The following is a 12,063-nucleotide window of genomic DNA, read 5'->3' on the forward strand; positions in this document are numbered from 1 at the left end:
GGTATGCGACGATTATAGAAAGAGGAAGATTTATGGCAAGTAGTAAGAAATTTATTTCATGGAATGTTAATGGGTTAAGAGCTTGTGTGACAAAAGGCTTTTTGGATTTTTTTAAAGAAGTAGATGCGGATATTTTCTGTATTCAGGAAAGTAAGCTCCAAGAAGGGCAGATTGATTTGGAGCTGCAAGGCTATCATCAATATTGGAATTATGCTGTGAAAAAAGGGTATTCCGGAACGGCTATTTTCACAAAGGAAAAGCCGCTTGATGTAACTTATGGAATGGGAATTGAAGAACATGATCAAGAAGGTCGCGTCATTACTTTGGAATTTGATACGTATTATTTCGTGACGGTATATACGCCAAATTCCCAGACCGAATTAAAGCGGCTTGAATATCGAATGAAGTGGGAAGATGATTTTAGAGAATATCTAAAAAGTCTAGATGCAAAAAAACCGGTGGTTGTATGTGGCGATATGAACGTGGCATATCAGGATATAGATCTTAAGAATCCAAAGACCAACCATAAGAATGCCGGATTTACCGATGAGGAGCGTAATAAGATTGACGAACTCTTTGATGCAGGATTTGTAGATACCTTCCGGTATTTCTATCCGAATCAGACCGAGATCTATTCGTGGTGGTCGTATCGATTTAAAGCCAGAGAGAAGAATGCAGGATGGCGGATTGATTATTTTCTGGTATCGGAGCGGATTCGGGAAAGACTGGTGGATGCTAAGATTCTTACAAAGGTACTTGGCTCAGATCATTGTCCGGTTGAACTTGAAATTGAAATCTAGAGAACGATAAACTTAAGAATAATGTTAAAGAAAAAAGAACGTATAGCCGATAAGAACTATAGTAAAATATATCGGCAATACGTTTTTTTGTGCAAAAAAAACACTAGGCGAGTCTTGACAAAACTAGGAAGATAGTCTGAAAATGCCTGAAAAATGGGATTTTTTTAAAGTTTTCACAAAAAAAGGCTAATGTTTTAGACAAAGTCACCGATACATAATACAGAAGAGGCGGTTTAAAGGACGCGTTCTTCAAAAATTATCTTAGATAAGGAAAGGAGATGCATAAAATGCGCATAGAAGCTTATAACCAGATATCACAGGTTTATAAAACATCAAAGACGAGCAAAGCTTATGCATCGTCAAACACTTCCTCAGCAAGAGATGAGGTTCAGATTTCATCTTTTGGTCAAGCATTTCAGGTAGCAAAGGATGCTGTCAAGAATGCTGCAGATGTCAGAGAAGATAAAGTCGCATCCGTTAAGAGTGCAATTGATAACGGAACTTACAGCGTAAGTGCAGATGACTTTGCATCAAAATTATTGGAAAAATATAACGAATCTCTGATTTAGAAATGAGGAATAAAAGTGGCAAGTTTGATGGAAAACCTTCTAGATGTCCTCGAACGTGAGCATAAGGAATATGAGAAACTATTTCAGTTAGGACAGCGAAAAAGACAGATTCTGATTGATGCTGACGTTGAGGAACTAGAGGTACTGACAGAACGGGAACAGGATGTTTCCAGTACGCTTAGAAATCTTGAAAATAAGCGAGAGCAGATCATGGATGATATGTCAGTTGTTCTAAACAGGAAGAAGGAAGAAATGACGCTCGGAAAAATGATTGAAATATTGGATAAGCAACCGGAACAACAGTCTCGTTTAACTGAAATCAGGACTAAGCTTGGGGCAACACTGAAAGAAGTGTCAGCCATCAACGAGCAGAATCGAGTATTAACACAGCAGGCTTTAGAGCTTGTGGAATATGACTTAAACCTCTTTCGAAGTTTTCGTCAGGCACCTGAGACCGCAAATTACAACCGGAATGCTTATAATACCGGTGATTTATTGGGGTCTTCGGGGTTTGATACAAAACAGTAGAAAAAGAGGTTTTTTTTATGGCAAACAGTATGGGAAGTCTCTGGGTGGGCGCATCCGGATTGCAAAACAGTCAAAATGCAATGAATATAACAGCAAACAACTTGACAAATGTTGACACAACAGGATATGTGCGTCAGCAGGTACTGTTTGGAGATAAAACATATATCTCGTCCGGGGTACAGGCGGCAATCAGTAAACAAACAACTGGTTTGGGAGTTTCCATCTCGGACGTAATTCATAATCGTGATGTCTTTTTGGATAAAGCATATCGTCAGGAAACAGGACGATATGAATTCTATTCTGCATCTTACAGTGCGACAACAGAAATTGAAGATATCCTACAGGAATTAGACGGTGAGTCGTTCCAGAATATCTTAAGTAGCGATGATGAAAGCTTATGGGTAGCTTTCCAGGAACTTGCAAAAGATCCGTCAAGCGGTGTAAATCAGAATCTGGTACTCCAAAAGGCATCTCTTTTTATTACCAGAGCACAGGCTGTATATGAAAGCATTAATACCTATCAAAAGCAGTTAAATACACAGATTACAGATGCCGTAGATAAGATTAATGAACTTGGTCAGACAATCTATGAATTGAATATAAAGATTCAAAAGATAGAAGCAGGCGGCGTTGAGACAGCATCTTCGCTTCGCGATGAAAGAGATCTTGCGCTCGATGAACTGTCAGAGCTTTGCAATATGACTTACAAAGAAACGATGTCAGGAATCGTGAAAGTCAGTATAGAAGGCGTAGAATTTATCAACGAAGCTATGGTCTATGAGATGGGAGTGGAATATGACAAATCGACAGGGTTTGCAACACCAATCTGGCCGCAGCTTGGACAGGATAAAGACGGGAATAGTTATGAAGTCTTTGATTTGGAATCGGAGATTTCTTCGGCATATAACACGGATGTCGGCAAACTTAAGGGAATTCTCCTTGCAAGAGGAGATAGCGTGGCAAATTATACCGACATGTATGATCTTGTTAATTCCACAGCACAATATTTCAGTGAATTGACAGAGGATGATTATAAGACAGAACAAGAATACGAAACGCTTACAGGAGCTTCGGTGTGTCTAAATACACAGGCAGAATTTGACACCTTGATTCATTCTATTGTAACAGCAATCAATGATTTGCTTAGTCCGCTGACTTATGCAACACAGGCGGGGCTTACAGCAGGCACAACACTTACCGATGCAGATGGAAATGAATATACGGTGACAGATACCACGAGAATATTAGATGCCGAGAATTGCTGCGTAGGAAGCGATGGAAAATTGCCGCCACAGGAACTGTTTTCAAGAAGCGGATGTGAACGTTATACAGAAGTGACGGACGCAGCGGGAAACACTTATTACTTATATAATGAAGAAGATTTAAGCGATACAGGTTTGATGTATACGGTTAAGAGTATTTCCATTAATGAAGCGATTCAGCAGGATTCAAGTAAGATACCATACTTAGAGCAAAACGGAGAAGTGAGCTATGAACTTGGCGAAGCACTGTCCGATATGTGGAATGTGTCAGATCTTCAGCTTAATCCGACAGTTGGCGGTACCTGGACATTTTCCGAATATTACGAGCAGATGGTTGGGGAACTTGGAACCAACGGTAATGTCTTCAAGACGACGGTAGAGAATCTGGAAAGTACAACCGAAGCGCTTACCACTTCAAGAAATTCTGTTGTAGGCGTATCGTCAGATGAAGAGCTTACGAAAATGATCAAATATCAAAATGCATATAATGCAGCAAGTAGATATATTAATGTTATCAGTGAAATGATTGAACATATTGTAACGAACTTATAGGAAGGAGATGCGTCAACATGCCATCAACTTTTTTGGGATTATCCACAGCACACAGTGGACTTTCTACATATCAGATTGCAGCCAATACGGTTGCAAATAATATTTCGAATGTACAGACGGAAGGGTATTCAAAGCAGGTTACCAATCGAGTAGCATCTGCAGCTCTTCGCGTAAATGCAAAGTATGGTACACTCGGAACTGGAGTTGAGACAGTATCCATCACGCAGGTGAGAAACGTCTATTATGATAATAAATATTGGACAAATAACGCATCTGTAGGATTGTATGATGCATTATATGAATATTCTGTACAGATAGAAGACTTTTTTGCAGATGATTCTTCTACAACAGGATTTTCAACTATTTTATCAACGATGTTCAATAATTTAGAGACGCTAGCCACAAATTCGGATGATGACAGCGTACGAAATCAGTTTATTTCAGGTTCGCAGTCTCTTGCAACCTATTTTAATTCTGTTGGAACGCAGTTAAAGGATCTGCAAGAGGATTTGAATTCTCAGGTAAAGTCGGCAGTAGATGAAATCAATGCAATAGCCAAAAAGATATCTGTCTTAAATGATCAGATTAATACCATTGAGATTCAGGGCGGTTATGCAAATGAACTTCGTGACCAAAGAGCGCTTCTTATTGATCAGTTATCGGAAATTGTTCCAACAGAGGCATCGGAGCAGCTGGTTTACAATTCCAATGATCCGGACAGTTACACAGGTGCTACGCTCTATACCGTTAAGATTAACGGTCAGACGCTGGTAAGTGGGAATAATTATGAGACGCTTAAGTGTGTTGCGAGAGAGAATAAAATAAATCAGACAGATGCCGATGGATTATATGAAATTGAATGGGAAAGTACAGGTAATACCTTCCATCCGGAAAGCGCATCGGGATCAGGAAGATTAAAAGGACTTTTATTATTACGTGACGGAAACAATGGAGAGTATTTTCAAAGTACGATTACCAATGTAGATACAAGCACAGCGCAGCCGGTTATTACCGTGACGGCCAATTCAGCAATTTCAATTGCAGAACTGACACTTGCGCAATCCGGTCTGGTGACCATTAATAATGTGGATTATGCATACGATTCATTTACTGCTTATTATAATGATGATGGAGAACTTGAAACGTTCGAATTTATCCTGGCAGAAGGAACTGACACATCTAAGATTACAGAAGGCAAGCGATTAACGGTCGGAGATGATGTGGATTATATGGGCGTGGCTTATTACCAGGCGCAGCTTACAGAATTTCTTCGAAACTTTTGCGCAGAATTTAATAAGATGGAGATGTATCAGACGGATGAGGAAGGAAATATCCAGACGGATGCAGATGGAAATGCCTTAAGTAATTATTATTTGAATGAAGATGGTGATCCGGAAGCAATGGGATGCTTTTGGGTGGCCAACAGTACCGTAGATGCAACGCAGATTGATCTTGGAGAAAAGACAGGAAGTTTTAACAGTCTCTCCACCGATAGCAGCCAAAGCTATTATGCTTTAACAGCTCTTAATGTAGCGGTATCGAAAGAATCGCTTGAAGATCCAAATCGATTTGCAACGACAGAAGATCCGTTAAATGGTGTGGCAGATTATTCTTTGGTTACAAAGCTGACCACATTGAAGGATGAGGTTGTGATGTATCGTGGATGTGCAGCATCAGACTTTTTGCAGTGCTTGATTTCTGACAGTTCTGTAGATACAGAGGAAGCGCAGATATTTTCAACAAATTATACGGACATGGCCAATACCATTTCGAACCAGAGAATGTCGGTATCCGGCGTGGACGAAGATGAAGAAGCTTTGGATCTTGTAAAGTTCCAAAATGCCTACAACTTAGCATCCAAGATGATTTCTACATTGTCCGAAATGTATGATCGATTGATTCTTGAGACAGGAGTATAAGGAGGAAACAAAAGATGCGTATAACCAATAACATCATTGTGAAAAATTCCAAATACAACATAAATAACAATAAGGTCAGTGTAGATAAGTATAATACACAGATGTCAACACAAAAGAAGATTGCAAGAGCATCCGAAGATCCGGTTGTGGCAATTCGTTCCCTGCGACTTGCAGATTCTTTAAGTGAAGTAAATCAGTATTATGAAAAGAACATTCCGGATGCAGAATCCTGGATGAGTGTTACAGAGACTGCATTGTCCAATATGAAAGATATTTTGACGGACATGTATCGCCAGTGTGTCAATGGAGCTACCGACACTCTGACAGCGGACGATAGAGAAGCAATCGTTACAAGTCTTCAGGCATTGTCGGAACAGTTTTATGCAGAAGGCAATACGGATTATGCAGGTCGTACGGTCTTTACCGGATATAAGACAAATCAGGATCTTACATTTACAGAAGATGACAGTAATGATATCTATGAACTTACAGAGGTTTTTTCTTATACGGATATAGAGGCGCAGCAGTATTTTGGAAATGAAGTTAGCATCTCTGATGTGACTACGGATGTGGCAAATGGTTCTACAGCGACAATTGCAATGCCAACATCGGATACCTTCCAAAGAATTCGCTTGTCTTATGGTGCGTATAATGATGACCAGCTTCTTACAACCTCCAGTGCGCTAACTTATAAATATTTAGATGCAAGTGGAAATGAATATTCCGGAAGTTATGCGGTTACATCAACAACCAGAGAAGAGTGGGAAGCAAATGGCTATACGCTTGCAGACGGAGCGGTATTATTTTTGGCGGATACCGGAGAACTCATTCTTGGATCGGATGTTTCAGATACTATGAACCAGGTAGAGGCATATGATATTTCGATTACTTATACGAAAAAAGGATTTGAACAAGGAGAGCTTCGTCCGGAGAATTACTTTGACTGCACCAAAACAGAAGTAACACCGGAAGGCGAAGAACTCGCTCCGATTACTTATACATTGGAAGATCAGGATATTAATTATACAGTGGCAAGCAATCAGACCATTACGGTAAATACGCAGGCACATGATGTGTTTGATGCATCTGTTGCAAGAGACATTGAAGAACTTGCAGAGGCGGTAAATAAAGCGCAGGCGGCTTCGGATAAGATTACCCAGATTGAACAGATGATAGCCCAGACAACAGATGAAGATGAAATCAGTAGACTGAATTCGTGGTTAGAGGCTGCACACAAGGAGTCGGACTATTATGAAGATTATGTACAAAGCAAGTTCAGTAGTGCGGTGGGAGATTTTACCGATTATCTTGCCAGTGTCAATCTGGCAGTGACCGATTGCGGAAGCCGTTCGCAGAGATTAGAGCTTACGAAGACAAGAATGAATGCGCAGCAAGAAACGATTGAAGAATTAAAATCACAGAACGAAGATCGTGATATATCTGATATAATTATAGATTATACGGCAGCATATAATGCATATACTGCTTCGCTGACGGCAGCATCGAAGATTAATCAGCAATCTCTTTTAGATTACATAAGATAATGACCGGAAAGGAGTAAATACATGAAGGCAAAAACACGATTATTTGGGGAAATTGATATTGAGGACAGTAAGATCCTAAAATTCACAAATGGAATTATCGGCTTCCCGGATCTTAAGAACTTTACACTAATTTATGATGCCGATGAGCAAGAGGGACATGCAATCTCTTGGCTTCAATCCATGGACGAGCCGGAATTCGCGATGCCGGTATTAGATCCACTTGTCGTAAAGCAGGATTATAATCCGATGTTCTCGGAAGAGTCACTAGCGGCACTTGGCGATATCGGAAGTGAGAATGGCTTGCTGCTTGTTACGGTTACCGTGCCGGCGGAGATTGAGAAGATGTCTGTGAACTTAAGAGCACCATTTGTAATTAATACAGAGACTTGCAAGGCGGCGCAGATTATTGTGGAAGATCAATATCCGGTGAAGTTTTATATTTATGATATTTTAAAAGAAGGGGCGGGTGAATAAGAATGTTAGCACTTACAAGAAAAAAAGGCGAGTCTTTAATGCTCAACAACAACATTGAAATAACCATTCTGGAAATCCGCGGAGATCAGGTAAAGATTGGGATTAATGCACCAAAAGATGTTTCCATTTACCGAAAAGAAGTCTATCTGCAGATTCAAGAAGAGAACAAAGCAGCACAGGATGCAGCAGGTCTTGCAGCTTTAAAAAATATGCTTGGACCAAAGAAGTAGAAAAAAATCGGAAGAACGGTAAATTAATTAAAGAAAACGTCCGATACAAATAATGACCAGAAAGCCGCTAGATTTTTTGGCGGCTTTCATTAACCAGATTTATAAAGTCCATTTTATATAGCGATAAAGATCGCATAAGGCACATGGAGGTGAATAGTAAAATGGGAATCGATTCAATTAATTCAACAACAGCAACAGCAAGCTATACCGAGCCTGCACAGTCAGCACCGGTATCTAGACCGGCAACAACGAAGTCTGTAAGTACTAATATACCGGCACCAAGCAGTAATGCTGGCAGTCACAATGGCACGAGAAATACAACAAATGCCGACTTCAGTACCAAAAATGCCAAGGATATGGCGGCAACCATTGCCCCATCGCAAGAAGACTCCAAAGAACGTGTAGAGGCGCAAAACGAGTCTATAAAAAGTGCGGTAGATACCATTAATAAGGCTTCTAACACAGAAGCGATCTTTGGAATTCATGACAAGACGAATCGTGTCACGATTAAGATTGTAGATAAAGAATCAAAGGAAGTTATTAAAGAACTTCCGCCTGAGAAGACGCTGGATATGATTGCAAAGGTTTGGGAAATGGCCGGCCTGTTTGTGGATGAGAAGCGATAGGAGGAACCTGCCATGGCTATACGTATGAGCGGAATGATATCAGGTCTTGATACAGATGCGATTGTAACAGAACTGGTATCAGCATATTCAACAAAAGTAGATAAATACAAAAGCGCACAGACAAAACTGTCTTGGAAACAGGATGCATGGAAATCATTAAATACTAAGATTTACAGCCTGTATACAAGCGTTGGAAGTATGCGTTATGAATCTGCCTACAACTTAAAGACGACAAGCGTATCAGACACAACCAAAGCAACGGTTACAGCATCGTCAAGTGCTGTTAACGGAACGCAGTCGTTAAAGATTACTTCTCTTGCAAAGTCAGGTTATCTGACAGGAGGAGTGCTTTCGCAAAGTGGAGCAACAACTTCGACGACATTAAGCGACCTTGGTTATACCGGAGGAAGCGGAACCATCAATATTAACGGAACGACATTTGAAGTGACCGGCGATACGACAATTGCCAGCTTTACGCAGAAACTAAAAGATGCAGGTGTAAATGCATCTCTAGATACAACCAATAATCGTATCTTCGTAAGTTCAAAAGATTCCGGAACAGAAAATGAATTTACTTTGACAGGTGCGGACTTAGCAGGAACGCAGGCCTTGTATGCACTTGGTCTTAGTACGGGATCAACATCAGGAAGTGCAACGTACAGCGGAATTGTATCGCAATACGGTGTATTTACGGATGACCAGGGAAATACATATGATGCATCCGATTACAATTTAACATATGATGAGAGCAATGGTTATTATCTTACAGATGATGAAGGAAATAAAGTTGCAAGTTATGATGAAGATGCAACATCAGCCAAAGTACAAAGTCTGATTGAAGATGGAACGCTGACAGCATCTAGTTATGCGAATTCTACTTACAAATATCAGACCAATCTTTACAATTATGCACTAGCTGCAGCAGGTGGAGATACGACGCTGACAGACAAGTATACAGCTTATCATACGGCGCTAGATGCGGTGGATGAAGTAAAGAGTGCATTAGGGGATGACTATACAACCTTCACATCATTGCTTTCAAAGTCTTCTTCAGCGCTTGAGAGTAGTTATTATGATGCAGACGGAAATAAGCTTACAAAGACGACATCCAAAGATGATGACGGAAATGAGACCGTTACGTATTCTTATACCGACGAAGATGGCAACACAGTTGAAGTAGCAGAAGATGATGTCCTTACAGGAACACAGTATCTAGACTCCTTAAAAGCAACAGCCGGACTTACCGATGATGATGCGCTTGCAGCTTATAAGGAAAATGTATCTACGATTTCAAGCTATGAAAGCAGCAGTCTGTATGCGGTGATGGAAAAGGTAGGAGCAGTTGCGGCCGGCACGGATGAGGAATATTCGTCTTTAGAAGAGCTTGCGGATGCAGCGCTTAGTGCGGCAACAGAAAGCTTTATGTCCAATGTTTCCTATGCAGTATCACAGTCATCCGGAGCAGATAGCGAATATATCAACAGCGATGCTGTTCGAGTGGACGCACAGGATGCAACGATTATTTTAAATGGCGCAACCTTTACCTCAAATTCGAATACTTTTACGGTAAATGGGCTTACCATTACAGCAAATGCGTTAACCGGAGAAGATGACAGTGATGCGATTAGTATCACAACTTCAACGGATACGTCAGGAATTTATGACAAAGTAAAATCCTTCTTAAGTGATTATAACGAACTGATTAATGAGATGACCAGTTTGTATAATGCTTCCTCAGCAAAAGGATATGAACCTCTTACAGATGATGAGAAAGAGGCGATGACCGAGACGGAGATTGAAGCATGGGAGGAGAAGATTAAAGACGCGCTTCTTAGACGTGATACCACACTTAGCAGTATTACGAATGTCATGACAAATGCGATGGCATCTTCAATCTATATCAAAGATGGAGCGGCTATTTCCTATTCAAGTTCTGCAAAAGCATATATGTACAACGGAGAGACACTATATGACGATGATGGAAATGCGATTACATCGGCCAGTCAGTTAAGAACTTATGCGCAGTCTAACGGCTTTACAAGCTACAGTTTGTCGAGCTTTGGTATCTCAACACTTGGTTACTTAAATGCTGAGACCAATGAGCAGAATGCATATCATATTGACGGTGATGAAGACGATGATGTAACCTCAGGAAACACAGATAAGCTGATGGCAATGATCCAGTCAGATCCGGATACGGTGATTGCATTTATGAAACAGCTTAGCAGTAATTTATATACAGCGATAGACAACAAGATGAAGTCGACAACTCTAAGTAGTGCATACACGGTATATAATGACAAGGAAATGGCACAAGAATACAGTGATTATACAGATACCATTTCCGATTGGGAGGACAAGCTAGAAGACTTAGAGGATTATTATTATGATAAGTTCTCAGCAATGGAAACGGCATTGGCAGAACTGCAGTCTAAGACTTCGGCTTTATCATCTTTGCTTGGATCTTAATAAAAAAACGTTCTAATGATAAGTTAAATACAAAGTGCGGGTATGCGGCATTTTGTCGCATACCCATACACCAGATAATACAGGGAGGAAAAGGCAATGGCTTTAAATAGAGGATATGCAGCATATGCAAATAATAAGATTATGACAGCGTCTCCGGCAGAACTTACACTGATGCTTTACGACGGAGCCATTAAATTCTGCAACCTTGCAATCGCGGGAGTAGAGGAAGGGGATATTATGAAAGCACATAATAATATCCGTAAAGTTGAGAATATTATATCGGAGTTTCAGGCAACGCTTAATTTTAAATATCCGGTTGCTAAGGACTTTAATAATGTATATACATATCTAAAACAGCGTCTTACAGAGGCGAATATCAAGAAAGATAAAGAAATTTTAGCAGAAATTTTAGAGCATCTTCGTGGCATGCGTGATACATGGAAAGAAGTCATGCGCATGGGGAAAGCCGGTACAACGAAACAGGTATCATAGATAGGCATCCGATGTTATACTAGTTAAAAAAGGAGAATTCCGGTATGGATAAGAATTATTTAGAGGTTATGCTTCAAAGTCTTGAGAAGAAGAATGCCCTCTTGGATAAGATATTGGAAAAGAGTAGACAGCAAGAGCAGGATTTAAATAATCCGGAGCTGTCCGCGGATGATTTTAACGCGCTGGTAAGGGAAAAAGCCGGTCTCATTGAGTCGCTTACAAGACTTGACAGAGGATTTCAGAGCGTGTATAACAAAATCAAAGCACAACTAGAATATAATCGTCAGCAATACAAGAAAGAGATTGCAGCGATGCAACATCAGATTCGGGAGATTATGGATAAAAGTAACGCGATCCAGGCACAGGAAGCCAGGAATAAGCAGCTTGCACAAAAGAAGTTCTCCGGAATCCGGGATAAGGTGAAGCAAGTGCGTAATTCACAGAAAGTTGTGAATCAATATTATAACAACATGATGAAGGTGAACTACGTAGATTCTCAGTTTTTGGACAGCAAAAAATAATTTTGATAACTTCAGAAATTTTTTTCTGATTGTTATAAAGTATTTGGTACTATGTACCGATATACAAAGTGTAAGGA

General features: G+C 40.2%; 12 protein-coding genes. All 12 read left to right on the top strand.

The window, feature by feature from the left end:
* Positions 1-32 precede the first annotated feature (32 nt).
* Positions 33-800: an exodeoxyribonuclease III gene (locus BLS20_RS08550; protein WP_090173959.1), complete on the top strand. Its 768-nt coding sequence runs from the start codon at positions 33-35 to the stop codon at positions 798-800.
* A gap of 287 nt (positions 801-1,087) precedes the next feature.
* The gene (flgM, locus tag BLS20_RS08555) at positions 1,088-1,369 is read left to right on the top strand and encodes a flagellar biosynthesis anti-sigma factor FlgM (protein ID WP_090173960.1); all 282 of its coding nucleotides are present in this window, start codon (positions 1,088-1,090) and stop codon (positions 1,367-1,369) included.
* A 15-nt stretch (positions 1,370-1,384) separates the two neighbouring features.
* The gene (locus BLS20_RS08560) at positions 1,385-1,897 is read left to right on the top strand and encodes a flagellar protein FlgN (RefSeq protein WP_242870557.1); all 513 of its coding nucleotides are present in this window, start codon (positions 1,385-1,387) and stop codon (positions 1,895-1,897) included.
* Between the two features lie 17 nt (positions 1,898-1,914).
* A complete protein-coding gene (locus tag BLS20_RS08565) occupies positions 1,915-3,711 on the top strand; it encodes a flagellar hook-associated protein FlgK (protein WP_090173961.1) in 1,797 nt (598 codons plus the stop codon).
* A gap of 17 nt (positions 3,712-3,728) precedes the next feature.
* Complete coding sequence (gene flgK, locus BLS20_RS08570; RefSeq protein ID WP_090173962.1) at positions 3,729-5,630, top strand: flagellar hook-associated protein FlgK; 1,902 nt, start codon at positions 3,729-3,731, stop codon at positions 5,628-5,630.
* 14 nt (positions 5,631-5,644) lie between these two features.
* Entirely contained in the window at positions 5,645-7,174 is a 1,530-nt protein-coding gene (gene flgL, locus BLS20_RS08575) for a flagellar hook-associated protein FlgL (protein WP_090173963.1), read from the top strand.
* Positions 7,175-7,195: 21 nt separating this feature from the next.
* Positions 7,196-7,648, top strand: coding sequence for a flagellar assembly protein FliW (fliW, locus tag BLS20_RS08580; protein ID WP_090173964.1), 453 nt, complete (start codon positions 7,196-7,198; stop codon positions 7,646-7,648).
* Between the two features lie 2 nt (positions 7,649-7,650).
* Positions 7,651-7,878 carry a carbon storage regulator CsrA gene (gene csrA / locus BLS20_RS08585; protein WP_090173965.1) on the top strand — a complete coding sequence of 76 codons (228 nt, stop codon included), beginning with the start codon at positions 7,651-7,653 and terminating at the stop codon, positions 7,876-7,878.
* Positions 7,879-8,039: 161 nt separating this feature from the next.
* A complete protein-coding gene (locus BLS20_RS08590; RefSeq protein WP_090173966.1) occupies positions 8,040-8,504 on the top strand; it encodes a flagellar protein FlaG in 465 nt (154 codons plus the stop codon).
* Positions 8,505-8,516: 12 nt separating this feature from the next.
* Positions 8,517-10,973, top strand: coding sequence for a flagellar filament capping protein FliD (gene fliD, locus BLS20_RS08595; protein WP_090173967.1), 2,457 nt, complete (start codon positions 8,517-8,519; stop codon positions 10,971-10,973).
* Between the two features lie 96 nt (positions 10,974-11,069).
* Positions 11,070-11,465: a flagellar export chaperone FliS gene (fliS, locus tag BLS20_RS08600; RefSeq protein ID WP_090173968.1), complete on the top strand. Its 396-nt coding sequence runs from the start codon at positions 11,070-11,072 to the stop codon at positions 11,463-11,465.
* Positions 11,466-11,509: 44 nt separating this feature from the next.
* Positions 11,510-11,986, top strand: coding sequence for a flagellin biosynthesis protein FlgN (locus tag BLS20_RS08605; protein WP_090173969.1), 477 nt, complete (start codon positions 11,510-11,512; stop codon positions 11,984-11,986).
* The last annotated feature ends 77 nt before the right edge of the window (positions 11,987-12,063 follow it).

Source organism: Eubacterium oxidoreducens (genome assembly GCF_900104415.1).
Taxonomy (GTDB): domain Bacteria; phylum Bacillota; class Clostridia; order Lachnospirales; family Lachnospiraceae; genus Eubacterium_C; species Eubacterium_C oxidoreducens.

Coding starts and splice junctions, on each gene's coding strand:
- BLS20_RS08550 (WP_090173959.1), top strand. CDS start 33: ATGGCAAGTAGTAAGAAATTTATTTCATGGAATGTTAATGGGTTAAGA.
- flgM (WP_090173960.1), top strand. CDS start 1,088: ATGCGCATAGAAGCTTATAACCAGATATCACAGGTTTATAAAACATCA.
- BLS20_RS08565 (WP_090173961.1), top strand. CDS start 1,915: ATGGCAAACAGTATGGGAAGTCTCTGGGTGGGCGCATCCGGATTGCAA.
- flgK (WP_090173962.1), top strand. CDS start 3,729: ATGCCATCAACTTTTTTGGGATTATCCACAGCACACAGTGGACTTTCT.
- flgL (WP_090173963.1), top strand. CDS start 5,645: ATGCGTATAACCAATAACATCATTGTGAAAAATTCCAAATACAACATA.
- fliW (WP_090173964.1), top strand. CDS start 7,196: ATGAAGGCAAAAACACGATTATTTGGGGAAATTGATATTGAGGACAGT.
- csrA (WP_090173965.1), top strand. CDS start 7,651: ATGTTAGCACTTACAAGAAAAAAAGGCGAGTCTTTAATGCTCAACAAC.
- BLS20_RS08590 (WP_090173966.1), top strand. CDS start 8,040: ATGGGAATCGATTCAATTAATTCAACAACAGCAACAGCAAGCTATACC.
- fliD (WP_090173967.1), top strand. CDS start 8,517: ATGGCTATACGTATGAGCGGAATGATATCAGGTCTTGATACAGATGCG.
- fliS (WP_090173968.1), top strand. CDS start 11,070: ATGGCTTTAAATAGAGGATATGCAGCATATGCAAATAATAAGATTATG.
- BLS20_RS08605 (WP_090173969.1), top strand. CDS start 11,510: ATGGATAAGAATTATTTAGAGGTTATGCTTCAAAGTCTTGAGAAGAAG.